25 protein-coding genes are annotated in these 22,869 nt (G+C 63.6%); 16 read left to right on the top strand and 9 right to left on the bottom strand.

The genetic code is table 11. The features are described 5' to 3' along the window. The 4 genes from QZ269_RS05880 to QZ269_RS05895 form a co-directional block, all read right to left on the bottom strand. The coding region (locus tag QZ269_RS05880; RefSeq protein ID WP_291425310.1) for a metal ABC transporter ATP-binding protein at positions 1 to 481 on the bottom strand (481 nt) is incomplete at its 3' end. 51 nt (positions 482 to 532) lie between these two features. Beyond that, entirely contained in the window at positions 533 to 1,399 is an 867-nt protein-coding gene (locus tag QZ269_RS05885) for a zinc ABC transporter substrate-binding protein (protein ID WP_291425312.1), read from the bottom strand. Next, positions 1,396 to 1,641, bottom strand: coding sequence for a 50S ribosomal protein L28 (gene rpmB / locus QZ269_RS05890; protein WP_291425314.1), 246 nt, complete (start codon positions 1,639 to 1,641; stop codon positions 1,396 to 1,398). Before rpmB ends, QZ269_RS05885 begins: the two co-directional genes overlap by 4 nt. 135 nt (positions 1,642 to 1,776) lie before the next feature. After that, complete coding sequence (locus QZ269_RS05895; RefSeq protein WP_291425316.1) at positions 1,777 to 2,835, bottom strand: GTP-binding protein; 1,059 nt, start codon at positions 2,833 to 2,835, stop codon at positions 1,777 to 1,779. A gap of 305 nt (positions 2,836 to 3,140) precedes the next feature. Between QZ269_RS05895 and QZ269_RS05900 the strand changes: the two genes are divergently transcribed. The 8 genes from QZ269_RS05900 (at position 3,141) to QZ269_RS05935 (ending at position 11,757) form a co-directional block, all read left to right on the top strand. Further along, entirely contained in the window at positions 3,141 to 4,223 is a 1,083-nt protein-coding gene (locus QZ269_RS05900; protein WP_291425318.1) for a PilT/PilU family type 4a pilus ATPase, read from the top strand. 107 nt (positions 4,224 to 4,330) lie between these two features. Beyond that, a complete protein-coding gene (locus QZ269_RS05905) occupies positions 4,331 to 5,614 on the top strand; it encodes a Mur ligase family protein (RefSeq protein ID WP_291425364.1) in 1,284 nt (427 codons plus the stop codon). A gap of 226 nt (positions 5,615 to 5,840) precedes the next feature. Continuing rightward, positions 5,841 to 6,554 (top strand): lipoyl(octanoyl) transferase LipB, encoded by a 714-nt coding sequence (gene lipB, locus QZ269_RS05910; protein WP_291425320.1) that lies wholly within the window; start codon positions 5,841 to 5,843, stop codon positions 6,552 to 6,554. 45 nt (positions 6,555 to 6,599) lie between these two features. Further along, on the top strand, positions 6,600 to 7,595 hold the full coding sequence (gene lipA, locus QZ269_RS05915; protein ID WP_291425322.1) for a lipoyl synthase: 996 nt from the start codon (positions 6,600 to 6,602) through the stop codon (positions 7,593 to 7,595). A 103-nt stretch (positions 7,596 to 7,698) separates the two neighbouring features. Continuing rightward, entirely contained in the window at positions 7,699 to 9,684 is a 1,986-nt protein-coding gene (locus QZ269_RS05920; protein ID WP_291425324.1) for a heme lyase CcmF/NrfE family subunit, read from the top strand. After that, positions 9,681 to 10,211 carry a TlpA disulfide reductase family protein gene (locus tag QZ269_RS05925; RefSeq protein WP_291425326.1) on the top strand — a complete coding sequence of 177 codons (531 nt, stop codon included), beginning with the start codon at positions 9,681 to 9,683 and terminating at the stop codon, positions 10,209 to 10,211. Before QZ269_RS05920 ends, QZ269_RS05925 begins: the two co-directional genes overlap by 4 nt. Then, positions 10,208 to 10,732, top strand: a complete 525-nt coding sequence (locus QZ269_RS05930; protein ID WP_291425328.1) for a cytochrome c-type biogenesis protein CcmH — start codon at positions 10,208 to 10,210, stop codon at positions 10,730 to 10,732. The genes QZ269_RS05925 and QZ269_RS05930 overlap by 4 nt, the downstream gene beginning before the upstream one ends. Continuing rightward, complete coding sequence (locus QZ269_RS05935; protein WP_291425330.1) at positions 10,729 to 11,757, top strand: cytochrome c; 1,029 nt, start codon at positions 10,729 to 10,731, stop codon at positions 11,755 to 11,757. The genes QZ269_RS05930 and QZ269_RS05935 overlap by 4 nt, the downstream gene beginning before the upstream one ends. 283 nt (positions 11,758 to 12,040) lie before the next feature. On the opposite strand, the gene QZ269_RS05940 is transcribed toward QZ269_RS05935, so the two are convergent. Beyond that, the gene (locus tag QZ269_RS05940) at positions 12,041 to 12,250 is read right to left on the bottom strand and encodes a hypothetical protein (protein WP_291425332.1); all 210 of its coding nucleotides are present in this window, start codon (positions 12,248 to 12,250) and stop codon (positions 12,041 to 12,043) included. Between the two features lie 264 nt (positions 12,251 to 12,514). Here QZ269_RS05940 and QZ269_RS05945 point away from each other — a divergent pair, with 264 nt between their 5' ends. Both QZ269_RS05945 and QZ269_RS05950 read left to right on the top strand, forming a co-directional pair. After that, a complete protein-coding gene (locus QZ269_RS05945; protein ID WP_291425334.1) occupies positions 12,515 to 14,401 on the top strand; it encodes a menaquinone biosynthesis decarboxylase in 1,887 nt (628 codons plus the stop codon). Beyond that, on the top strand, positions 14,398 to 15,009 hold the full coding sequence (locus tag QZ269_RS05950) for a DUF3885 domain-containing protein (protein WP_291425336.1): 612 nt from the start codon (positions 14,398 to 14,400) through the stop codon (positions 15,007 to 15,009). Before QZ269_RS05945 ends, QZ269_RS05950 begins: the two co-directional genes overlap by 4 nt. A gap of 6 nt (positions 15,010 to 15,015) precedes the next feature. Here QZ269_RS05950 and QZ269_RS05955 read toward each other — a convergent pair whose 3' ends face one another. Then, the gene (locus QZ269_RS05955; protein WP_291425337.1) at positions 15,016 to 16,569 is read right to left on the bottom strand and encodes a hypothetical protein; all 1,554 of its coding nucleotides are present in this window, start codon (positions 16,567 to 16,569) and stop codon (positions 15,016 to 15,018) included. A 482-nt stretch (positions 16,570 to 17,051) separates the two neighbouring features. Between QZ269_RS05955 and QZ269_RS05960 the strand changes: the two genes are divergently transcribed. The 3 genes from QZ269_RS05960 to QZ269_RS05970 are packed head-to-tail and all read left to right on the top strand — an operon-like array spanning position 17,052 to position 18,239. Then, a complete protein-coding gene (locus QZ269_RS05960) occupies positions 17,052 to 17,615 on the top strand; it encodes a VUT family protein (protein ID WP_291425339.1) in 564 nt (187 codons plus the stop codon). After that, complete coding sequence (locus QZ269_RS05965) at positions 17,612 to 17,971, top strand: hypothetical protein (RefSeq protein ID WP_291425341.1); 360 nt, start codon at positions 17,612 to 17,614, stop codon at positions 17,969 to 17,971. The genes QZ269_RS05960 and QZ269_RS05965 overlap by 4 nt, the downstream gene beginning before the upstream one ends. Before the next feature lie 19 nt (positions 17,972 to 17,990). Continuing rightward, the gene (locus QZ269_RS05970) at positions 17,991 to 18,239 is read left to right on the top strand and encodes a hypothetical protein (protein WP_291425343.1); all 249 of its coding nucleotides are present in this window, start codon (positions 17,991 to 17,993) and stop codon (positions 18,237 to 18,239) included. 54 nt (positions 18,240 to 18,293) lie between these two features. On the opposite strand, the gene QZ269_RS05975 is transcribed toward QZ269_RS05970, so the two are convergent. Both QZ269_RS05975 and cmk read right to left on the bottom strand, forming a co-directional pair. After that, a complete protein-coding gene (locus QZ269_RS05975; protein ID WP_291425345.1) occupies positions 18,294 to 18,560 on the bottom strand; it encodes a hypothetical protein in 267 nt (88 codons plus the stop codon). A 47-nt stretch (positions 18,561 to 18,607) separates the two neighbouring features. After that, on the bottom strand, positions 18,608 to 19,243 hold the full coding sequence (cmk, locus tag QZ269_RS05980) for a (d)CMP kinase (RefSeq protein WP_291425366.1): 636 nt from the start codon (positions 19,241 to 19,243) through the stop codon (positions 18,608 to 18,610). A gap of 203 nt (positions 19,244 to 19,446) precedes the next feature. Here cmk and QZ269_RS05985 point away from each other — a divergent pair, with 203 nt between their 5' ends. Together QZ269_RS05985 and QZ269_RS05990 are read left to right on the top strand one after the other, a co-directional pair. Then, on the top strand, positions 19,447 to 20,229 hold the full coding sequence (locus QZ269_RS05985) for a peptidylprolyl isomerase (protein ID WP_291425347.1): 783 nt from the start codon (positions 19,447 to 19,449) through the stop codon (positions 20,227 to 20,229). A gap of 3 nt (positions 20,230 to 20,232) precedes the next feature. Beyond that, positions 20,233 to 20,787 carry a hypothetical protein gene (locus tag QZ269_RS05990; protein WP_291425349.1) on the top strand — a complete coding sequence of 185 codons (555 nt, stop codon included), beginning with the start codon at positions 20,233 to 20,235 and terminating at the stop codon, positions 20,785 to 20,787. A gap of 61 nt (positions 20,788 to 20,848) precedes the next feature. Here QZ269_RS05990 and QZ269_RS05995 read toward each other — a convergent pair whose 3' ends face one another. Further along, positions 20,849 to 22,003, bottom strand: coding sequence for an A24 family peptidase (locus QZ269_RS05995; RefSeq protein ID WP_291425352.1), 1,155 nt, complete (start codon positions 22,001 to 22,003; stop codon positions 20,849 to 20,851). 124 nt (positions 22,004 to 22,127) lie between these two features. On the opposite strand from QZ269_RS05995, the gene QZ269_RS06000 reads away from it, so the two are divergent. Next, entirely contained in the window at positions 22,128 to 22,868 is a 741-nt protein-coding gene (locus QZ269_RS06000) for a transporter (RefSeq protein WP_291425355.1), read from the top strand. Position 22,869 lies beyond the last annotated feature (1 nt).

A 22,869-nucleotide genomic window follows, 5' to 3' on the forward strand; every position in this document is an offset into this window, starting at 1 on the left:
TCAGCGGTTCGTCGAGCAGCAGAATGTGCCCTTCGCGGGCCAGCATCCGGGCCAGCAGCACCCGTTGCCGCTGCCCGCCCGACAGTGCCCCGATATGACGGTCGCGCAGCTCGAACACCCCGGTCTGTTGCAGCGCGTCTGCAACCAGTTCGCGGTCACGTTTGCCCGGCCAGCGCAGCCAGCCCAGCCGCCCCGTGCGGCCCATCATCGCTACGTCCCAGACTGTTACCGGAAAAGCCCAGTCGAGGGTCTGCTGCTGCGGCACGTAGGCCACGCAGCTGCGCGGGCTGTGGCCCTTGTCGAAAACGACGTGGTGTCCTGGGTCGGGCAGCAGGCCCACCAGCGTTTTAAGCAGAGTACTTTTGCCTGCACCGTTCGGGCCGATGACCGCGCTGAAAGTCCCCGCCTCGAAACGCACCGTGGCGTCTTCGAGGGCGACCTGTGAACCGTAACGCACGGTGAGATGATCGACACCCAGCACCGCGCTACCCTACTGCACTTGCGAAGGTGTTATCAATACTTGGCGTGTGGTTCACCGTAGCGCTTTGACCATCGTATCCACGTTGTATTTCAGGGCTTTGAGGTAAGTTTCACCGCCCGATCCCGCCGGGCCAAGGGCGTCGGTAAACAGCGGCGGGGCAATCTTTGCGCCCGTTTCCTGGGCCAGCGTCTGCGCGAGGCGGGCGTTGACGGTGTTCTCAGTGAAAATCACCTTGACCCCGGCTTTTTTGACGTTCTGCACTAGCTTGGCGATGTCCTGGGCGCTCGGCTCGCGTTCGGTGCTGAGGCCGGGAATAACCGTGCCTACGACCTTCAGGCCGTAGCGGGCGGCGAAGTAATGCAGCGCGTCGTGGTTGGTCACAATGGTTTTTCTGGCGGTGGGCAACTGGGCAAACTGCGCTTTGGCATAGCCATCTGCACTGCTTATTTGCTCGACAAAACGCTTGAGGTTGTTCTGGTAAGTCGCCCGGCCCGCCGGGTCGAGTCTGGTCAGAGTGTCGGCGACGTTGCGGGCGTACCCAGTCGCCAGCCCCGCGTCCCACCAGGCGTGCGGGTCGGTACCTTCTTCGCCTCCGCCGGGAGCCAGGCGCAGTTTTAGCCCTGCCGTCAACGGCTGCACCGGAACATTCACGGCCTCCGTCATGCGGGGCAGCCACGGCTCCAGGCCCGCGCCGTTGGCAAAAATAACCTTGCTGCCTGCCAGCCCGCGAATGGCCCCGGTGGTGGGCTGAAAGGTGTGTGTGTCGCCGCCCGCCGCAACGATGGTATTGACGCTGACGCGGTTGCCCCCCACATTCTTCACAAAGTCGGCAATCACTGTGTTGGTGGCGCTCACCTGTAATGGGGCGGCCTGCGCCGCTGTCAGGCTCAGCAGGGCCAAGGTCAGGAGGCGTTTCATGCCAGCTCCAGGCCGTTATGGGGGCCACGCGCCAGGGTGCGCAGGGCGCTGGCACTCAGCCAGACTTGCTTGACTTTTCCGCCGCTGCGGACGGTCTTTTTTTGCAGGTTGGCCCGCTGGGTGCGCTTGCTGACGCCCGTGACCTTGCGGCCCACGCCGCCCTCGGCCCGCGCCTTGCCGCGCCGGATGACCCTGTTGACGACCATGTTTTTCTTGCCGGTGAGGTAGCATTCTCTGCTCATTTGGGGGAACTCCTTTTTGGTGAGTGGTTGGGCCTGTGCATGTGGCCTGTAGCGTGTGTATGTTTTGCCCCTCGCCCCTTGTAGGAGAGGGGGCCACGCAGCGGGATAGGGGGGCGTGTGACCAATCCCAGCGCCCTACCCCTGCACCGCCCCACCGAGCAAAGCGTCCAGCCCTACCTTATCCATGTTCTGCCCAATAAACACGATTTCGCTGAACGCCTGCGCGGGGTCGTGCCAGGTTCCGGCCTGCTCTAGCGCTAGCTGCCGCCCGGTGTGGTTCCACAGGGTCGCTACGCCGTCGCCAAAATTGACCCAGCCCTTGCTGCGGACGATATTGAGCGGCAGCCCCTGTCGCAGCATCGCCTGAAACTTGGCCTCGTCAAAAGGTTTGTCGCTACGGAAAATGTGCGTGCTCAGGCCGTATTCCTCCGATTCGGGGGTGTGCTCCTTTTGCAGTTCCTCCATCCAGGCGTCTTGCTGCATCGCGGCGTCGACATCAAACAGGCCCACGTTCAGCACCTCGCTGGCGGGCAACTGCCCCTTTACGGCTTTTAACACGCGGGCGCGGGGGTTAGTGATGCGGGCCAGTTCGCGCAGCTTCTGCACGTCCTGCGGCGCGGCCATGTCCACCTTGTTCAGCACGATGATGTCGGCAAACTCGATTTGCTCGGCCAGCAGTTCGCCAAAGCCCCTCTCGCCCTGTCCATTCGGGTCGGCGTCGCCTGGAATGGTGTCCTGGCGGTTCCATAGCGGAAAAAACTGCGCGGCGTCCACAACGGTCACCATCGCGTCTACATGCACTCGGCCCACCAGGTTGGGAATGCTGTCGTCCAGTTCCAGCTCTTCGGGCGTCAGGCAAAAGCTCTGTGCAATCGGCAGCGGCTCACCGATTCCGGTACTTTCAATCAGAATGTAATCCAGTGTGCGCTCGCGCAGCAGCTTGTCGACGGCCTGCAACAGGTCGCCGCGCAGCGTGCAGCAGATGCAGCCGTTGCTCAGTTCTATCGTTTCCTCGTCGGTCTTGACCACCAGCGAGGCGTCGATGTTGACTGCGCCGAATTCGTTGACGATCACGGCGATGTTTTGCCCCGCCGTTTGGGTCAGCAGGTGGTTGAGCAAGGTCGTCTTTCCCGCACCTAGAAAACCGCACAGCACGGTGATGGGGATGGATTTCGGAGCAAGGGTCTGGTTCATCTCCTGAAAATGATATTTCATTATCATTAAACAGTCAATGCATCCGGACAAAGTGGGTCGGCAGGCAGCGCCGCAGCTTTCGCCGGGTGGAACGAGTAAACAAGAAAGAGCAGGACGTAAAATGAAGGGGGCGGCGGTGTTGTTCCGACGTGCCCATCATTTCGGAGAACGGCTCTATGTTTGCTTCTACTCGCCCAGCAGGGCGAAAGCGGGAATTCGGGGCGGCCTGGCCCCCACTTTTGCAAGAGGTCTATTCTTACGCGCTGCATTAAAGCTGTAAGAGGCCGGGGTCTACGTTTAAGGCCATGAGCAGCGTCCTTCAGGGTTTACTTACCGCCATCGTGCGCGAACGTGCCAGCGATATTCACCTGCGGGCCGGGTCGCCGCCTTCCGGGCGTGTCAACGGGAATATCGTGCGTTTCGGGGATACCCGGCTGCTGCCCGACCACATTGCCGAATTTACCCGCGAGATGATGCCCCGTAAGGAAATGTGGGACACGTTCTTGCAAAAGCGCGAGGCCGACTTTGCCTACGGCATCGCTGGTGTGGGGCGCTTCCGCGTCAACGCCTACTTTCAGCGCGGCACCGTGGGCCTGATCATGCGTGTTATCGAGGACAAACCGATTCCGACCTTCGAGCAGCTTGGTCTGCCCATCGAGACCTTCAAGAAACTGGCCGACAACGAACGCGGTTTAATTCTGGTCACGGGGCCGACTGGGAGCGGTAAAACGACTACCCTCGCTAGCCTGATCGACTACATTAACGCGACCCAGCCGGTCAACATCATGACGCTCGAAGACCCCATCGAAGTGCTGCACCGCGACCGCATGGCGATGATCAACCAGCGCGAACTGGGCATCGACACCCTGAGTTTTTCAGCTGGCCTGCGTGCCACCATGCGGCAGGACCCCGACATCATCCTGATCGGGGAAATGCGGGACAAAGAAACCGTGGAAGCGGCCCTCAGCGCCGCGCAGACCGGTCACCTCGTACTCAGTACGCTGCACACCCAGGACGCCATTCGCACAGTGAACCGCATCATCGATTTCTTTGCGCCGCACGAGCGCGAGCAGGTGCGCCAGGGCCTCTCGGAAAGCATGATCAGCGTGGTCAGCCAGCGCCTCTTGCCGGGGGCCGACAACAAGCGCGTGTTGGGCATGGAAATCATGCTGGGAACGCCCACCGTCCGCGAGTGCATCAAGGACCCCGAACGCACCGAGGAAATCAAGCAGGCCCTGCTGGAAGGCGGGATGCTGGGCATGCAGACTTTCGACCAGCACCTCGCCCAGTTGGTGCTTGACGGCAAGATGCTCGAGGAAGACGCCATGAGTTCGGCCACCAGCCCCCACGAACTCAAGCTGCTGCTGATGAAGCGGCAATTCGCCTGAGTAAGGCCCGGATTGGCCCCACTCTACTGACGACACCTGCTGGCGGCACTCTATTCACGACACTGTGCTGGCTGTAGTGTGCTGGGCGTACTCTGGCAGGCATGAACATGTCCCCAGCAGGCCCCGACCGCAACATCCCGGCAGACCTCGACTGGCTTTTTGCCCGGCAGCGTTTCGGCGTGCATCCGGGGCTGGGGCGGGTGCGGGATCTGCTGGCCGGGCTAGGCGACCCGCAGCAGCACTTCCGCACCGTGCTGGTGGGCGGCACCAATGGCAAAGGTTCGACTGCCGCCACGCTGGCGAGCATTCTGACGGCGGCCAACACGCGCGCGGCACTGTTTACTAGCCCGCACCTGACCCACTTTGCCGAGCGGTTCGTGGTGGCGGGGCAGCCTTTGCCGCAGCCGGTGGTGTTGCAAGCCCTGGCGCGGGTGCGCCCGGTGGCCGAGCAGGTCGGGGCCTCCTTTTTTGAGATCGTGACGGCCCTGGGCTGTCTGCTGTTCGCCGAAGCGGGGGCCGAGGTCGCCGTCATGGAAGTGGGCCTGGGCGGGCGGCTCGACGCGACCAACGTGCTGGACCCGGTGCTGAGCGTCATCACGAACGTGGCGCTCGATCACACCGCTTTTCTAGGAGAGACTCACCAGGCCATCGCCAGAGAAAAGGCCGGAATTCTGCGTCAGGGACGGCCCGCCGTGACGGGGGTCGCCCCAGAACTCTGGCCCATTTTGCACGCCACCGGGGCCGATCTGTGGGCGCTGCGCCGTGAACTGGCCGTGCAGGTGCGCCCCCTCGGCTGGGAAGGCTCGGAGGTGACTTTAAGCGTGCCCGGCGACCAGCTGACTTTCCGCACCCCGCTGCTGGGTCTGCACGGCGCACAGAACGCGGCCCTGGCGGCGGCGGCGGCCCTGCGGCTGGGAGCCGGTGGCGCGGTGCAGGCCGGAACAGCCGCCGTTCAGTGGCCGGGGCGCATGGAGGTTCTGCCACTGGCGGATTCCCCGGTGCAGGGGCGAATTTTGCTCGATGGGGCGCACAATCCTGCCGGAGCACAGGCCCTGGCCGCCGCGCTGCGCGGGCTGGGGGTCTCCAGTGTTCCACTGATTTTCGGGGCGGCGGAGGACAAGGACATTGGCGGTGTCGCTACGGCCCTGGCTCCGCTGGCCTCACGGGTCATCCTGACACGGGCTGTCTTGAGTCCACGCGCCGCCGATCCGGCGCACCTGGCGGCGCACTTTTCAGGTGTTCCCGTCACGCTGGCCCCGACCCCGCAAGAGGCGCTGGCACAGGTGCAGGCCGAGGCGCTGGCCGTCGCATGCGGCAGCCTGTACCTCATCGGGGAGCTGCGCCCCCTGCTGCTGCGCCAGGCCGCCGAGACCCGCGAACGCTGGCAGTAAGCCGGGCCTCCTCCGGCATCACAGGTTGCTTCAAAAGAGCACCATCTTTTTGCAAAATGCTCTAATGAGAATAACTGGGCGACTTTTGCAAGAGGTCTGATACCGGGCAGAATGAGCCTTGTGACCGACCGGAGTGAGTTTCAATGACTCTTTTAACTGGTGAATCTGGCCTGATTATGTTAATAAAGCATGCTTTTACAGGGGGCGACGGGCGTACAATCTGCCTGTGACGACTGCGGCTTTCGACATTCTCGACCTGGGGGTGGTGCCCTACCGGGCGGCGTGGGATTTGCAGCACCAGCACCATGATCGGGTGGCGCAGGGCGGCCAGCCCACTTTGCTGCTGCTGGAGCACCCGCCCGTGCTAACGCTGGGGCGCAAGGCCAGAGACGGCCAGAACATCGTCGTTACGCGCGAGTATCTGGCGGCTCAGCACATCGACGTGCTGGAAATCGAGCGCGGCGGCGACGTGACCTATCACGGCCCTGGGCAGCTGGTCGCCTACGCCCTGTTTCCGGTGGGGCGCAAAATCGTCGATTTTCTGCGGCTGCTCGAGCAGGCCACCATCCAGGCCCTGACCGAGCTGGGTCTGCCTGACGCCCGCCCGAACCCTGGGTACGCGGGCGTGTACGTGGCCCCGCGTGAGGTCAACGGCAAGGTATACGACCAGAAAATCGCCTCGTTTGGCGTGGCGGTCAAGCGGCATGTGGCGCTGCACGGCACCGGCCTGAACGTGACCACTAACCTCGACCACTTTGGGCTGATTGTGCCGTGCGGCCTGCAAGCCACCCAGATGACCAGCGTGCAGCGCGAGTACGACCTGCGTGGCCTGGAACGCACGGCCTCTATGCCGGAGGCGAAAAAAGCGCTGGCGGATGCTTTCCGCTCAGTCTTTGCCGATTATGATTGGACTGTTCCGGTGCTGGCTGAAACGCGCTAGCCCCCTTCCTTCTTCTGCAAATTGCCCACTGTAAAAGGACTTCCCATGACCCAACAGGACCCCAACCAGAAAGAACCCCGCTTCATCAAGAACGGTATCTACCGCAAAGACAGTGTACCGGTGCGCGAGAAAAAACCCGAGTGGCTGAAAGTCACTATTCCCACCGGGCAGGTCTTTACCGAAGTTCGTAAGATCGTCAAGGAGCACCGCCTGCACACCGTCTGCGAGGAAGCGATGTGCCCCAACATCGGCGAATGCTGGTCGCGCGGCACCGCCACCTTTATGCTGATGGGCCACATCTGCACACGCGCCTGCAAATTCTGCGCCGTAGACACCGGAAATCCGATGGGCAAGCTGGATCTGGACGAGCCGCAGCATGTGGCGCAGTCGGTGCAGCTGATGGGTCTGAAGTATGTGGTGCTGACCAGTGTGGACCGCGACGATCTGCCGGACGGCGGCGCGTACCACTTTGCCAAGACGGTGGCGGCGATCAAGAAACTGAACCCGGACACCCGCGTCGAGTCGCTGACGCCCGACTTTGGCGGCAACACAGCCTGCGTGGATCTGGTGCTGGACAGCGGCGTGGATACCTACGCCCAGAACCTTGAAACGGTGCGCCGCCTGACCCACCCGGTGCGCGACCGCCGCGCCGATTACGACCAGACCCTCGCGGTGCTACACCACGCCAAAAAAGCCCGTCCAGACGTGATTACCAAGACCAGTATCATGCTGGGGCTGGGCGAAACGCGGGAGGAGATTACCCAGGCAATGAAGGATTGCCGCGCCGCCGGGGTAGACGTGCTGACCTTCGGGCAATACCTGCGCCCTACCATGCACCACCTGCCCGTAGAACGCTACGTGTCGCCCGCCGAGTTTGATGAAATCCGTGATGAGGGCATGAGCCTCGGTTTTATGGAAGTGGTCTCGGGGCCGCTGGTTCGCAGCAGCTACAAGGCCGAGCAGATCGTGATGGATAGGCCAGGCAACCTGCCGGAGCATCTGGCCCACCTGGATCCGGGCAGCGAACTCAGTGTGATTTGAGGGCCGGTCTATTGGACAGGGCGCTGGAAACAGGGGAGCGGCCCCGGTTCAAGCGGGACTTTGACCCTCTTTTCCTGGCCCCGGACGGGCTACCCTAGAGGCTATGACCGAGTTTCTTGGACTGGCGTTTAGCCCACTTGGGGCGGTGGGCACGCTGTCGCTGCTGTTCGCGTTCGCCTTTACCCTCTATGCCCTGTGCAGCGGCGTGCTGGCGGGGCTGCGCGGCGACTCGCGGCTAGAGCAGAGCGCCCGCCTGGCGCTGTGGGGCAACTTCCTCTTTATGACGCTGGCGATGGGTACGCTGGAATACGCCATTTTGCACGACGATTTCTCGGTGCGGTACGTGGCGCAGCATTCGATGACCGTCTCGCCCACCTGGGTCAAGGTGGTGACGCTCTGGGCCGCGCTGGAAGGCTCCATCTTGCTGTGGGCCTGGATGCTTTCGCTGTATGCTTTCATTGTCTCTTTAACCGCCCGGCGCGATGTGTTGCGGCCCTGGGTCATGGCCGTGATGAGCGTGTCGGTACTGTTTTTCGTAGGGCTGAACCTCACGGTTGCCAGTCCGTTTACGCCGGTGGTAGACGTGCCTGTGCAGGGGCAGGGGCCGAACCCGCTGCTGCAAAACCACTGGATGATGGCGGTTCACCCGGTGCTGATGTACCTGGGTTTCGTGGGCCTTAGCGTGCCGTTCGCCTACGCTGTGGCGGCTCTGCTGACCGGTCGTCTGGGCGAGTCTTGGCTAGTTCAGACCCGGCGCTGGACGATGGTCGCCTGGGCCTTTTTGAGCGCGGCAATCGCGGCGGGCGGCTGGTGGAGCTACGAGATTCTGGGCTGGGGCGGGTATTGGGCTTGGGACCCGGTCGAAAATGCCAGTTTTGTGCCCTGGCTGCTGGCGACAGCGTTTATTCACAGTGTTCAGATTCAGGAACGCCGCCGGATGCTCAAGGGCTGGAACATCTACCTGATCGTGTTCGCTTACGCCGCCACCGTGCTGGGCACCTTCCTGACCCGCTCGGGCGTGGTGGAAAGCGTGCACGCCTTCTCGAACGGGCCCATCGGGGCACTGTTTCTGGGCTTTTTCGCGCTGCTGGTGTCTATTGGCGTGGGGCTGGCGACGTGGCGGCTTCCGGCGACCCGCGACCCGCACAGCCTCGACAGCCCCGTTTCCCGTGAGGGTGCGGTGCTCGGCGGTAACGTGCTGTTTGTGGTCTTTGCCGCGTTGGTGGTGCTAGCGACCCTGTTCCCAATTTTTCTGGAGGTTGCTCGGGGCTATCGTACGGTGGTCGGCCCGAGCTTCTATAACCAGTTCGCGGCGCCGCTGGGCCTGCTGATTTTGCTGCTGATGGGCGTCGGCCCGGCGCTGCCCTGGCGCAGGCTGAACGGTTCGCTGTGGCAGTCGCTGCGCTTTCCGCTGCTCGCGGCGGTGGTCGGCGCAGCGCTGGCCCTGCTGCTGGGCGTGCGGAATCTGGGGCTGGCGCTGACGGTGGGACTGTGCCTGTATAACCTCGCCAGCCTCGGGCAACTTGTCTGGGACAGTGCGCGGGCGCGGGGGGGTTTCGCGGCGCTGCCAGGTCTGGTGCGCGAGTATCCCCGGCGCTACGGCGCGTATCTGGCGCACCTGGGTATTGTGTTCATCGCGCTGGGCATAGGATTTTCGAGCACCTACAAGGCCAAGGAAGAAGTGACGCTGCAACTCGGTAGACCCCAGACCGTCTTGGGCAAACAGGTCACGTTGACCGCCCTGAACAGCGAACAGCGCCCCGAGCGCGTCTCCGAGATTGCCACCGTGCAGGTCGGCACCGAAACGCTTTTGCCCAAGCTTAATACCTACGTGAACATGCCGCAGGCCGTCGCCATGCCAGCCGTCAAATATCACTTTATGGGCGACACCTATGTCACACTGCTGACCGCCAAGCGCGATCAGGGCTGGGCGACGGTGGCCGTAATCCAGTCGCCGCTGGTCGGGTGGGTCTGGTGGGGAACGGCGGTGCTGCTGCTGGGCACCTACCTCAGTCTCTCGGCCCCCGTGCGCGAGATCGCCCCGCGCATAGTTCCGGCCCGTGCCCCGCGTGAGGGGGTGACCGCGTGAGCCGCTTTATCGTGCCGGTAGTGCTGCTGGCTATTGTGGCCTTGCTCGCCTATGGCCTGCTGACGCCGCCTAAGGACCCGCCCAGCGTGCTGGTGCCCGGCAAACCCGCGCCGACCTTTACGCTGACCGACACGGCAGGCAAAACGCACGACCTCAGCGCCTACCGGGGTCAACCCGTGCTGGTCAACTTCTGGGCGTCGTGGTGCCAGCCCTGCCACGCCGAGGCCGCCGCGCTGGTGCAGGCCGCGCAGCAGTCGGCGGGCAAGGTACAGTTTCTGGGCGTGCTGTACAACGACAAGACTGGCCAGGACCGCGCCTTCGTGCAGCAGTACGGCGTGCCGTACCCGACCCTGCTCGACCCCGGCTCGCGGGTGGCGATCCGCTACGGCATCGCGCAGCTTCCCGACACGTACCTGATTGGGGCCGACGGCAAAATCGTCTATCACCACCTCGGCGCGGTGACCGACAGCCCGGAACTGACTCGGGAATTTAAGGCGGCCCTGCAGTCAGTCGGGGGGGCGGAATGAAGCGCCGCCTCGCCCCGTTGCTGGTGGCGGCAGTGTTTAACCTTGCGCCCTTGCCTGCACAGGCCCAGAACATACAAGGTCAGCCCGCGCAGACCCAAAACGCGCCAGCCGTAGGCGTGGTTAATGTTCCCGTTAGCGTGCAGCTCAGCGCCGAGCAGGAACGGCAGGTCGAGCGCATTGGCATGAAAATCCACTGCCCGATCTGTAGCGGCGAGAGCATCGCGCAGAGCCAGACCGACATTTCGCGCCAGATGCTCGATCAGGTGCGCGTGATGGTGCGCCAGGGCAAACCCGAGTCCGAGATTCTGGAGACGTTCCGCGCCAGCTACGGTGACCGTATCCTGCTGGAGCCGCCCAAACGCGGCCTCGACGCGCTGCTGTGGGTCCTGCCGGTGGTGTTTTTAGTCGTCGGGGTGTTTGCGTGGTGGAACTACCTGAAGAGTTCCAGCCGTCCACCGGCGCGTACTTTGACCGCCGAAGAAGAAAAGCGCATTCAGGACATGCTGGCGGACCGCGAATGATTTACGCCGTCTTGGTACTGGGTATTTTTATGCTGGTGCTGTTGCTGTGGCCTGCCCTCGGCCCGGCACGCGTGACCCCCGAGGACACCCGCCGCACCGAACTGGAAGAGGAGCGTGAGCAGCTGCTGGATAACCTGCGCGAACTCGAAGCGGGCAGTGCTGGTGACGCCGCTGGCCCCCATGCGGAAATGGTGATCCGCGAAAAGGTGCGGCTGGCCCAGGTCTTGCAGGAACTCGACGCGCTGCCCCCGGCTGCCGCGCGTGCCGGGCGTCCGGCCCTGCCCGTGGCGCTACTGGCCCTGGGCGTGACGGGGTTCGTTACGCTGGGCGGGCTGTACACGGTATTTCCGCAGTGGCGCTACGCCGGACTGCCCACCGTTGAGGCCGCGCAGCTCAGGAACGCCAGCGCCCTGCCGGGCCTCGAACAGCGGGCGACGCGCACGGGTGCGCTGGCCGACCTGAACGCCTGGGGCGACGCGGCGTGGCAGGCGCAGAACTACTCGCTGGCGTCCAGAGCCTATACGCAGGTGCTGGTGCAGCAGCGCAGCGACGCCAAAGCGCTGCGGCGGGTGGGCTTCTTTCTGCTGAAAGACCCCAAAATGGCCGAAAACGGCCTCGGCTTCATTCAGCGCAGCGTGGCCCTGGCCCCCCGTGACCCCGAGGGCCAGCTGTACTACGGCTACGCGTTGGGGCTGTTCGGGCAGTATGACGCGGGTCTCCAGGCGCTGAACACCTACCGGGCATTGGCCCCGGATGAGCACGAGGCCGACGCCTTGATCACGCAGTACCAGCAGAAAACGGGCGCGGGCGTGGATGGCCGACTGGTCTTTGCCCAGAACTGCGCGGTTTGCCACGGGCAGAACCTGGAAGGCGGGCGCGGCCCCAAGCTGCTCGGGTCAGCGGCGCTGCGGCAGCCGGAGGCACTCAAATCTATCGTGCTGCACGGCGCGACTGGAATGCCCGCCTTTCCCCAGCTTCAGGGTAAACAACTGGGGGCCCTGGTAGAGTACCTGGGTCGGCAGTAAGCCTACAAAAGCAGTAATCCTACAAAAAGAGCGCGACTGGCGAACGGCTGATACGAACCTGGGTTCCGGGCCTAGAGTTGGCAATCCGGGTAGTCAACGAAACAGACGGCACTCCGTAGGCGGAGCGTGCTGGTGGAGTCAGTCCGGGCCGGTGCGAGTAGGAAAGGTACGGGTTTCGCGGTGCAGGCGGCGCCTTCTTGGGCAAAGCGGCACCCCTACTACTGAACTTTGCCTGCGAAAGCCCCCCGCACAGGCCCGGCGCGGGGGGCTTTTCGTAGGCGATTTACTGCGACTTCTTGCCTTCTGGCTCGGTGCTGGGCCCATTCTGCGGGGCGGGCACCTCGGTCAGCGTGGGGCCAAAGTTGGTGTTGGCTCCGTCGGCTACGGCGTCGGCGCGGCTGCCTTCGGGGGCGGTAACGCTGGCGGGGGCGTCGGTGGGCTGGCTGGTGCTGGGGTGCGTCTGGTTGGTGCTGCTTGGTTTGCCTTCTCCCATGTTGGAACCTCCTGAGATTTGAACTTGTGCCGAGTCTAGAGAAATGCCGCACAGGCGGATGTGCTGAAGGTATAGAGACATTGAGACAGGCGTTGCCCGCCCCGCGCAACGCTATCGCCGCAGCCCGCAAACGCGCCGGAAACCTGGTGGGGTCTGTTGCGGCCCAGTCAGTGCCAAGGCGAAGCTGTTGCGTTTCTTCATTTCGCCGCTCATGTCGCCCTGCGCCCTAGTCGTGAATCGGGGGCGCGGCCTATTCTGCTTGTCATGTCCCGCCCCGCTCAAGCTTTTCCCGATATTCAGTCCTTCATCCGCCTGCTGGAGCAGCGCGGCGAACTGCTGCGGGTGCGCGAACCCGTTTCACGTAATCTGGAAATCACTGAAATGAGTGACCGACTGGTTAAAAAAGGCGGCCCGGCAGTGCTGTTTGAAAATGTTGTGGACAGTGATTACCCGGTGGTCATAGGGCTGCTGGGCACGCGTGAGCGCATGGCGCTGGCCCTGGGCGTGGGCGACCTGGACGAACTGGCCCGCAAAATCCGGGCGCTGATTGACCTGAGGGGGTCGGGCGGGCTAGGCGGAATGCTGAGTAACCTTCCCAAGCTGCGCGACGCGGTCAACCTGCCCCCCCGTTCTGTTAAGACCGCCCCGGTACAGGAAGTCGTTTGGCGCGGCGACGAGGTCGACCTCAGCAAAATCCCGGTGCTGAAGTGCTGGCCTAATGATGGCGGCCCCTTCGTCACTTTGCCGCTGGTGATTACCAAAGACCCTGAAACTGGCGAGCGTAACATGGGCATGTACCGCATGCAGGTCATGAGCAAAAACACCACTGGGATGCACTGGCAGCGCCACAAGACCGGCACGCGCCATCTGGAAAAGGCCAAAAAACTGGGGCAAAAGTTGGAGGTGGCCGTGGCCATCGGCGGCGACCCCGCGCTGATTTACGCCGCCACCGCGCCTCTTCCGCCGGTGCCGGGGCTGGACGAGTTCGCCGTGGCGGGCTACCTGCGCGGCCAGCGCTATCCGGTGGTCAGGGGGCTGACCGTGAATCTGGACGTGCCCGCCAACGCTGAATTTGTGCTGGAAGGCTACGTCGACCCCGCCGAGGACTGGGTGCTCGAGGGGCCGTTCGGCGACCACACCGGCTTTTACACGCTGCCCGACCTCTACCCACTGTTTCATGTGACCTGCGTGACTATGCGCCGCAATCCGGTCTACCCCGCAACCATCGTGGGCCGCCCGCCCATGGAGGATGCCTACCTGATCGAAGCGTCCGAGCGGCTGTTTTTGCCCGCCGCACAGCTTATTATTCCTGAAATCGTGGATTACCACATGCCGCCCGCTGGCGTGGCGCACAATCTGGTGGTCGTCAGCATCAAAAAGGACTTTCCGGGTCAGGCCTACAAGGTCGCCAACGGGCTGCTCGGGCTGGGCCAGATGATGTTCGCTAAAGTCATTGTGGTGGTCGACGAAAACGTAAAGGTCAACGACATGGACGCCGTGTGGTGCGAAGTCACGCACAAGGCCGTACCTGGCCGCGACACGCTGACCACGCGCGGGCCGATTGACGTGCTCGACCACTCTAGCCGGGGCTGGGGCTACGGCAGCAAGCTGATTATCGACGCGACCACCAAGCGCCCCGAGGAAATCGGCAGTCCCAAGAGCAGCCGCGAGGAGCAGGCGCAGGATTACGCGCTAGACCTGTTTTTTCCGGCTCCTGTCGCTCCTACCTCTTTAGGGGGTGAACCGGAGGGGGGCCACCTGCCCAGTTTTGAAGGCATCCTGGCCCAGCGTCAGACTGCCGACGGTTACTGGGTGGTCGTGCTGGACAAGACCCGCCCCGGTCAGGCCCGCGCCCTGGCCGAAGCCTTTGCCGGGCATCCCGCCGCCGACGGGGTGCGCCACCTGCTCATTTGCGACGAGCAGACCAACGTGAACGACATGAGCGACGTGTGGTGGACGGTGCTGAACAACATTGACCCCGAGCGCGACGTGTGGAATCTGGATGGACTGCTGGCCTGGGATGGGGCGCGAAAGCTTGCTAGCGAAGGCTTCGTGCGCCAATGGCCCAACAAAATCGTTATGTCGCAGGCGGTGCGGCGGCGGGTGGACGCGCTGTGGCATGTCTGGGGGCTGCCGGAGCAGTACCGGTGAGCCTTTTCGAGCGGCTGGACGAAGTGTTTGGCCCGGCTCTTGCCGCCCCGCTCTTTTACGCTCACTCGCCCGCCTTACGGTTCGCACTGTCGGGCGGCGAAACCCGCGTCGCCCAGTTCCTTCAAGCGATAGACCGCGCCCGCACCGTGCTGGACGCCGCCTTTGCTGGCGCGGAAGAACTGACGGTTATCCTGCAACTCTGGGACGAAACCCCCGAAAACCATCAACAGCCCGGCAAGCTCTGGCAAAAGGCTGGGGCGTCGCTACGGGAGCTGGGAATCACGCCACCGACGCCCGAAATCCGCGCCCTTTCTAGGCCAGACGAGATAACGCGGGTCTTTTTCGCCTTCCGGCTGCCTAACGCCCGACTCCCCGAACTGCTGTGGGGCGTCCTCGCCGCCGATTTTGGCTTCTCGGCCAGTCTAAGCGCCCGCCTGTTCCTCGCCGCGCCCGAACTGGGTATGCTGGCCTGCCCCTACGACAGCCGGGGAATGGATATCATCGGGCCAAATGCAGCGCGACTGGCGCAACTTTACGCAGAGTTTAATGGCTGGCTGCTGGACTATGACCGGGCGCAGATGGACACGTTTTTTGGCGCGGCTCCATAACGGTCTCTACTCGGCCACGAACACCTTTTCCTGCTCGGTCAGCACTTGCCCGTCGGCCTGTTGTACCCGTACTTTCAGGCGGTGGCGACCCGCTGCCGGGGTAACTTCAAAGCGGTAGGGGAGGGCCGCCCCCACCGGCAGGCGCTGGCCGTCTAGCCACAGCGCCACATAAGCGGCTGGCTTCGCCGTTTGCAGTTGCAGCACACCCCGCACCATTTTGTCTGCGGCCACTTTCACGGGCCACGGGCGGGCCGTATCTACCGCGCAGCTCTGGCACTGGCTGCGGCTGAACGACCCGAAGAAGGCGCTTTGCTGCTGCACCTCCCCAAACGCTTGCCACTTGGCTGGGTTGGCGAACAGGCGGTAATCGTTGTGGCGCTCCTGCGCCTTGCCGTTGCTCTCGCCGCCCAGCATGTTCATGTCCAGCCAGTTGATGTTCTTCAGGCGCGGGTACTTCAGCCACGCGCCCCAATAGGTTTCGCGCAGCTGCTGCGCTGCGAACGCCGAAAAATCCCGCTCAGGCGCGGCCCCCGAGCGGCTCGCCGCGGCGTATTCCGAGAGCTGGATGGGGTGGTGCGGCGCGTACTGGCGGTAAAAGCCGTCGATAGTGTCCAGCGGGTGCGTGCCGAATTGGGGCTTTTGCACGTCGCCATTTTCGAACGGCACGCTGTACAGGCTCAGGCCCGCCCAGTCCACCGCGCCGGGGCCGGGATAATACTCGGCCATCTTGTTCAGGTCGCCCGGCATCGGCATCCAGACTAGCGCCACATTCGGCGCTTCGTTGTGCAAAATGCGTGCCACACGCTCAAAAGTCCGGCGGTAGAGGGCCGGGTCACGCGACCAGTCGTTGTGGGGGTCATTCATCTCGCTGGCAAAGCGCACAAAGATGGGCAGCCCGGCGGCTCTGGCCTGCTGTGCAAACCGCCGCACGATCTCGTCGGAGATGTCTTGTAACGGCATTCCCGGTTCTACAGCCAGATGCAGCGCCTTGCCCTGCGCCCTGGCCGCCTGCGCGAAACGCCCCGGAAAAGTCACGGTGGGGTCGCTAGAATTGCTGAATTTCCAGTACCGGAACAGCACCGCGAAATCGTTCATACGCAGTGTGAGGCTCGGCGCTTTGCCCCAGGCCCCCTGTACGTCGCTGCCGCTGGCATACACGCCCAGCAGCACCCCACGCGGCGGCTCGAACTTGGCAAGCTGTAGCTGCGTTCTTCCCGTTTTCGGTACGACCCAGCGCACTTCCAGACTCTGCCGGAATGGGGCGGCCAGGTGTTCCAGGGCGCGGGCGGTCATCTCGTCGCCGCTTTTGCGGTAGATCGCTCCGGCCTGGTCGTAGGCGCGGGTGGCCGCCGCGTAGTCGCCCAGCGCCACCTGCTCGTCTGCCAGCGCCCGCCAGTTGGCCGCCGAGGGGTTCAGTGCGGCGGCCTGGGCAAATGCTCTAGCGGCCCCCCGGTGGTTTCCGGTCTGTCTGGCCTGTACCCCCAACGCGTACCAGCCGTCGGCGCTGTGGGGTAGGGTTCTGAACGCGGCTTCGGGGCCGGGCGCCGGAACTGGGGGCAAGGGCGGGACGCTGCCCGGCTCTGTCTGAATTCGTGGCTGAACCTGTGTCTTAACCTGTGGCTGAGTCTGGGCCTGGGCTTGGGGCCGTGGCGGTATCTCTGGCGGTGGCTGCGGTGCGGGCGCGGCTGGAGGTTCAGGGCTGGGAGCTGGGGCGTTCGGTTGCAGTTGACTGTACGGATCACTGCTGGCCTGCGGCGTTTCGCCCGTGTTGGAGGGCCTCACCATCACCGGAGCGTGCCCCTGAACCAGTGTCCAGGCTCCTCCTGCTCCGACCAGAGCGGCCAGCACAAGCAAAGACCACTGACCACCCCGCTTTTTATTGCTTTTGCTGCCACTACGCCGACTCACACTTCAGACTACGCGACCGCGCCCCTGAAAGTTGTCCCGCCAGGTGCCCATGCTGAGGGTCAGGGCTGTTGGCTCTGCTACCCTTTGACGCGGCCCGTGACCTATCCAGTCGCCCAGGCCCGGAGGAAACACCTATGAACGCGCCCGTGACCCCCACCGCGCTGGGCAAACCCGCCCTGCCGCCCACCATCCTGATTATTTTGTACGCCACCAGCATCTTGCTTGCCAACGTCACGCTGAACCGGTTTATCCAACTGCCGGTCTTTGGCCTTCTCAGTGTTGGGACCATCTTTTTCGCCGCCGTGTTTACCCTGCGTGATCGTATTCACCGGGCAGGCGGGCTGAAGGCCGTGTATATCGCCATTGCGCTGGCGCTGCTGGTCAATACCGTGGCGGCGGCGGCGCTGCATACGCCGCTGCGCTTTATCGGCGCGTCGTTTCTGGCGATTTTGCTAGGCGAACTGACCGATACCGCCGTGTACCAGCGCCTGCTGCACCGCAACTGGTGGACCCGCGTGCTGGCGAGTAACGCCGTGAGTGTGCCCCTCGACTCCGTTTCGTTTACGCTGCTGGCCTTCTGGGGCACCATGAGCCACCGCGACATTGCCCAGATCATTTTTGCCGATATCGTGACCAAGTACGTTATTGCCGCGCTCTTTGCCTTTCGCGTCCGGCACGTTGCGGTGCGGCCCACATGAGCGATCAGGCGCCCCTGCTAAAAGTCATCGCCAACGCTCGGCCCGATCTTCAGACTGACACCGAGCATGTGCTGCACCTGCCCGAACTGTGCCCCATGACCCAAAACCCCAAGCCGGGCAGTACCCTGACCCTCAAGTACCGTGCTGGGGCAAATCTGCTTGAACTGTTCAGCCTGGACGCGTACATAGACGCCTTCGTGGGGCATCCGGTGGTACGTGACATGGAATTTTTCGTGCAGACGGTGGCCGAGGACGCCGCGAACGCGCTGGCCCAGGAAGTCACTGCCGTGGCCGAGGTGAGGTACAACCGGTTGCGGCAGGGGCAAAGAATTGTGGTCGTTGCTCTGGGCAAATAAGATGTCCTATGCTGCTGGCATGAGTCTACGGCGAGTTCAGCACGACTCCACCCAGCGTGACCCAGCCCAGGCCAACGCCGACGAAGCGGTAAAGAGCCTGTTTCGCAACGGTGGGCAAAGGCGATTGCGCCGGGTGGGAGATGAGGGCGGCAGAGATGAAGGCGGCGTAGGCGTGCCGGTTGCCGCTGGGCCGTGTCCGATTCGCGGCGGCGCGGAAGCGGCGTGGCCCGTTCAAACTCAGGACGGCGGGATAGATTGCCTGTTGTAGCCGTGTGGCGCAGTCAAGCTCGGCTAATCGGCAACCCCTATCTACCATGGTTTTCTACTGCGGTTCGCCTGCGCCCTCGTCGTCTTTCTTACGGCGCTTAGGCTTAACTGGGGCCAGTGCGGGCGTAGGTAATGCAGGTGCGGGCAGAATGTGCATAGGCGCGGCTTGTTCCTCGGGGCTGCGGCCACACATGATGTTGTACAGCCGCCGGATATCGTGGGCGCGGGCCTCGTTGTAGCCCTGGCCCACCTTGCCCTCATAGGTGTTGCGGATGGTCAGATCGAAGGCCATTTGCAGGGCACGCGCATCGAAATCGTTCATGACCTGTGGATAGCACATCGGCTTCAGCCAGCGGTCAGCTTGTCCGCTCAAGTGGGCTTTGGCGTTGGTGGCAGGGCGGCCAGTACGGTGTCGATCACGCCTTGCAGGTCGAGCCGCCCGGTGTCGATGATCCGGGCGTCGCTGGCCGGGGCGCTCTGCACGCGGTCGAGTTCATCGCGGCGCATCAGCGCGGCCTCGGTGGCGGGGATATCCTCGGGGCGTTCCTGGGCGCGGCGCTCGGCCCTTACTCGGGGGCTGGCGGTCAGGTAGAACTTGGCGTCGGCCCCCGGAAACACGTTGGTGCCCATGTCGCGGCCCTCGGCTACGAAAGGCGGGGTCAGGCGGCGCAGCTGCTCATCGACCCAGGCACGAATTGCGGGCTGAGCGGCGATCAGGCTGACCCCTTTATCGATGCGGGTCGAGTGCAGTAAGGGCGTCAGTTCGCGCTCTGCCTGCCACACGCGGTTGCCCTCGGCCAGCGGTTCGAGGCGTACTGGGTGGGCCTGAACGTGCGCCAGGATGGCCGGGGCGTCGTGGGGGCTTAGCCCGGCGTCGAGGGCCAGCAGGGTCACGGCGCGGTAAAGCAGTCCGCTGCTGATGTACGGCAATTTCAGGGCGCGAGCCACACCGCTGGAGACACTGGATTTTCCGCTGGCCGCCACGCCGTCGATGGTAATAATCACGCCCCACAGTCTAGAGCAGTTCTGCGAATTATGATCTTCGTCGAACCCCAGCTCCAACGTCTTCATTCTCCGTCCTGCTCGTTGGTTTGCCCCCGCTCTGCCCGTCAAAAAGCTGTGCCCTTTTTTTGCCAAATGCTCTAGAGCAGGCTAAAGGGGCTGGGCCTCTGGAAGTGTCCTCACCTGCGCCCGCTAAACTACGTCTGATGAAGAAGGCTGCCCTGTTCCTGACCGCCCTGCTGATGCTCTCTGCCTGCCAGAAAAAGCCCGCTGACAGCGCCGATACCAGCAAGACCGACACCGCCAAAACGGACACCGCTAAGACCGATACCGCCAAGACCGACACCGCCAAAGCGGATACGGCAAAAACCACCCCCGCCATCACCACGCCCGGCCCGGTTCCGGCGGGCTACACCCTGCTTCCCTACCTCAGCGACAAGCCTGTGCGCGAATTCAAGTCCGAACCCGCAATGGCCCTGCAAGACGGCAAAGACTACTACGCGCTGTTCGACACCGACAAGGGTCAGATTCTGATCGACCTGTACGAGCAGGAAACGCCCGTGACCGTCAACAACTTCGTGACGCTGGCCCGCAACCACTTTTACGACGGCACCCGTTTTCACCGCGTGATCGATGGCTTTATGGCGCAGGGCGGCGACCCGCAGAGTGCCGACCTGTCCAAGCAGGCCAGCTGGGGCATGGGCGGTCCCGGCTACCAGTTCCCCGACGAAATCCGCAGCAAACTGAGCTTTGCCACGGGCGGCGTTCTGGCGATGGCGAACAGCGGCCCCAACACCAACGGCTCACAGTTTTTCATCACCTTTGGGCCGTCGGAAATGCTCAACGGTAAGTACAACATCTTCGGCAAGGTCGTGACCGGCGATGGTGTGCTGCCCAAGATCACCCGCACGATGGACCAGAGCAACGCCCCGATTGCGGGCGCGACCGCCGATACTCTGCTCACCGTCCGTATTCTCACGAAGGGCTGAGGCGTGAAAAACTTTGCCCCTCTGCTGCTGGTGCCGGTGCTTGCGCCTGTGCTGGCCGCCTGCCACTCGACCCCTGTGCAAAACCCCGACAGCTACGTGCTCAGCGGCACCATCCACGGCGACTGGGGCCAGAGTCCGCGCCTGCGCCTGGCGCTGGTGGGTACGGGGCTGCCCAAAACATTTACCAACAGCAGCAACATCAGGCAAAACGTCGTGGACAACGGCGGCGTGGCCCGCAGCTTTGGCTTTGACCTGCCCACTTTCCCGAACGTGGTCGGCGTGTATCAGGTCGTGGCCTTTGACGACACCAACAACAATGCGAAGTACGACATCGGTGAACCCGTGGCCCGCAACCGCCTGTGGCTGATCTACAGCCCCACCGACACCACCACGCCGCAGGTCAATATCCCCGAGCAGTTCCCGTGGGCCGCGGGTGAACAGGCGATTCCTTCACTGAGCGTCAAGCGCGGCTGGAACGTGTATGACCGCTCGCAGCAGATCAGTGCCAGCAATCCTTATCCGGCATCCAAAATTACCGGTTACGACATCTATCACTGAAGCAGGTGACCAAAGAAGGCGGCGCGGAGATGGAATCCGCGCCGCCTTCTCTTGTTCTGGCTTACATTCCCAGGCTGGCCCGGTAAGCGTCAATGATCCTCTCGCCCCAGAGCATGGCGACCACGGCCCCCAGCGCCAGATAGGGGCCGAACTTGACCCGGTTGTCGGCCCGCGTCGCCTTCTGAATCAGGCCGAACACGGCCCCGGCAAACACGGCGACCAGCACCGCCAGCAGCAGGTTCTGCCAGCCTAGGAACGCGCCGATGGCGGCGGCCAGTTTCACGTCGCCAAAGCCCATGGCGCTGGGGTCGAAGTTCTGGCTCTCGGTGCTGTCGGCCTCTTCCCCTTTTTTGCCGCGGTGGGCCAGGAACCAGTAGACCCCGGCCAGCAGCGCCACTGCGCCCGCGCCCTCCAGCGAATTCTGCGTCACCTTCACGACGCCGCCGCCTGCGCCGCTGCTCGACAGCGCCAGGCTGACCAGAAAGCCGCCCAACGTCACGAGTTCGGGAATGGGCACTACTTTTTTGGCGAAGAAGTTGACGGCCGCCGAGAGCAGCGCCGCGCCCAGTGCCCCGACTGGCCCCAGCCACGCCCCGGCCAGCAGCCCCAGGCTGATCTGCTGGTAGCCGATGGGAAAGTCCGGAAAACGCCGCTCACGGAAGCGCCGCAGCACCCACGAGCCGATCAGGTCGATAGTCACCAGAATGCCCGCGCCCAGCAAGGCGCCCTGCACGGCTCCGGCAAAGTGCGGCAGGCCGTTGACTGCGCTGCGCTCGTTCAGAAAGCCGAACAGCAGGCCCAGCAGCACGCCGGTCAGGGTCAGTTCATCGGGCAGGGTGTAGGTGTCGAGGTCGATGGCACTGCCCGCCAGCAAAATGGTGAACAGCAGCATCAGGCCGATGGGCGCGGCCCCGAAGACCGAAAAGGGAAAGGTCAGTGCGATGACCGCGTAGGCCACCCCGGAAATGGCCTCGACGATGGGATAACGCGCCTTGATGGGAGCCTTGCAGTAGCGGCATTTGCCGCCCAGTGCCAGCCAGGAAAACAGCGGCACGAGGTCTTTGGGGGCCAGCGGATGGTCACAGTTAGGGCAGTGGCTCGGCGGAAAGGCGATGCTCTCGTGGCGCGGCAGACGCCAGATCAGGACATTGGTAAATGACCCCACCAGCAGCCCGAGGATGCCAGCGAAAATCACGAGAAGGAGTTCGATGTTCACCCCCGGAGTCTAAAGGCCGCCCTCTCACAGGGAACTGTCAGCTGGGCAACGGTCAGCTGGGCCGAGCCTGTGCGCCTGCCGGGGCCACAGCAGTCCCATCACAGTTCCGCCATAATGCTCAGGCATGCCTTCTCACCTCAGCCAAATTCTGACCCTCACCGCGATTCCGGTCGCTTCCACCATTCTCGGCGGCGCGGTCGCCAGCGTGCGTCAACCCAGCGACAGCCTGCGCAGTTTCGTGCAGCACTTCGCGGGGGGGCTGGTGATCGCGGTGGTGGCGGGGGAACTGCTGCCGCAGCTGACGCGCACGCATGAACTGGCGGGAATTATCCTGGGTTTTGTGCTGGGCGTCGTGGTCATGCTGATGGTGCAGCGCTTTGCCGAAAACCTGGAAAAACGCGACGAGGGCAACAGCGAAAACAAATCGGGCCTGCTGGCCGCCGTGGGGATCGACTGTCTGCTCGACGGCCTGCTGATCGGTGTGGGCTTCTCGGCCGACGCGCGTATCGGCCTGCTGCTGGTCGTGGCGATGACACTGGAAATGGGTTTTCTGGGAGTCAGCCTGGCCTCCAGTCTGGGTGAAGCGGGCTGGAAAACTGGCAAAAGCATCCTGACGGTGGCGGGGCTGGCGCTAATGGTGGCGCTCGGTGCGTTGATCGGCGGCACACTGCTGGGCGGCTTGACCGGATTTCCGTTGGCGGTCATGCTCTCATTCGGCGCGGCGGCCCTGCTGTTCCTGGTCACGGAAGAACTGTTGATCGAGGCGCACGAGGTTGCCCAGACGCCCTGGATCACCTCCGCGTTCTTCGCCGGGTTCCTCACGCTGTACATCATCGGGATGCTCAGCGAGGGCAAGGCGGGCTGAA

It is taken from the genome of Deinococcus sp. (assembly GCF_018260405.1).
Lineage (GTDB): Bacteria > Deinococcota > Deinococci > Deinococcales > Deinococcaceae > Deinococcus.

Excerpts from the sequence above, each read along its gene's own strand:
- QZ269_RS05930 (WP_291425328.1), top strand. The coding sequence starts at position 10,208 with ATGAAGCGCCGCCTCGCCCCGTTGCTGGTGGCGGCAGTGTTTAACCTT.
- QZ269_RS05900 (WP_291425318.1), top strand. The coding sequence starts at position 3,141 with ATGAGCAGCGTCCTTCAGGGTTTACTTACCGCCATCGTGCGCGAACGT.
- QZ269_RS05905 (WP_291425364.1), top strand. The coding sequence starts at position 4,331 with ATGTCCCCAGCAGGCCCCGACCGCAACATCCCGGCAGACCTCGACTGG.
- QZ269_RS05895 (WP_291425316.1), bottom strand. The coding sequence starts at position 2,835 with ATGAACCAGACCCTTGCTCCGAAATCCATCCCCATCACCGTGCTGTGC.
- QZ269_RS05975 (WP_291425345.1), bottom strand. The coding sequence starts at position 18,560 with ATGAACGATTTCGATGCGCGTGCCCTGCAAATGGCCTTCGATCTGACC.
- QZ269_RS05960 (WP_291425339.1), top strand. The coding sequence starts at position 17,052 with ATGAACGCGCCCGTGACCCCCACCGCGCTGGGCAAACCCGCCCTGCCG.
- QZ269_RS05970 (WP_291425343.1), top strand. The coding sequence starts at position 17,991 with ATGAGTCTACGGCGAGTTCAGCACGACTCCACCCAGCGTGACCCAGCC.
- QZ269_RS05920 (WP_291425324.1), top strand. The coding sequence starts at position 7,699 with ATGACCGAGTTTCTTGGACTGGCGTTTAGCCCACTTGGGGCGGTGGGC.
- QZ269_RS05935 (WP_291425330.1), top strand. The coding sequence starts at position 10,729 with ATGATTTACGCCGTCTTGGTACTGGGTATTTTTATGCTGGTGCTGTTG.
- QZ269_RS05885 (WP_291425312.1), bottom strand. The coding sequence starts at position 1,399 with ATGAAACGCCTCCTGACCTTGGCCCTGCTGAGCCTGACAGCGGCGCAG.
- QZ269_RS05945 (WP_291425334.1), top strand. The coding sequence starts at position 12,515 with ATGTCCCGCCCCGCTCAAGCTTTTCCCGATATTCAGTCCTTCATCCGC.
- QZ269_RS05985 (WP_291425347.1), top strand. The coding sequence starts at position 19,447 with ATGAAGAAGGCTGCCCTGTTCCTGACCGCCCTGCTGATGCTCTCTGCC.
- QZ269_RS05965 (WP_291425341.1), top strand. The coding sequence starts at position 17,612 with ATGAGCGATCAGGCGCCCCTGCTAAAAGTCATCGCCAACGCTCGGCCC.
- lipA (WP_291425322.1), top strand. The coding sequence starts at position 6,600 with ATGACCCAACAGGACCCCAACCAGAAAGAACCCCGCTTCATCAAGAAC.
- QZ269_RS06000 (WP_291425355.1), top strand. The coding sequence starts at position 22,128 with ATGCCTTCTCACCTCAGCCAAATTCTGACCCTCACCGCGATTCCGGTC.
- QZ269_RS05940 (WP_291425332.1), bottom strand. The coding sequence starts at position 12,250 with ATGGGAGAAGGCAAACCAAGCAGCACCAACCAGACGCACCCCAGCACC.
- rpmB (WP_291425314.1), bottom strand. The coding sequence starts at position 1,641 with ATGAGCAGAGAATGCTACCTCACCGGCAAGAAAAACATGGTCGTCAAC.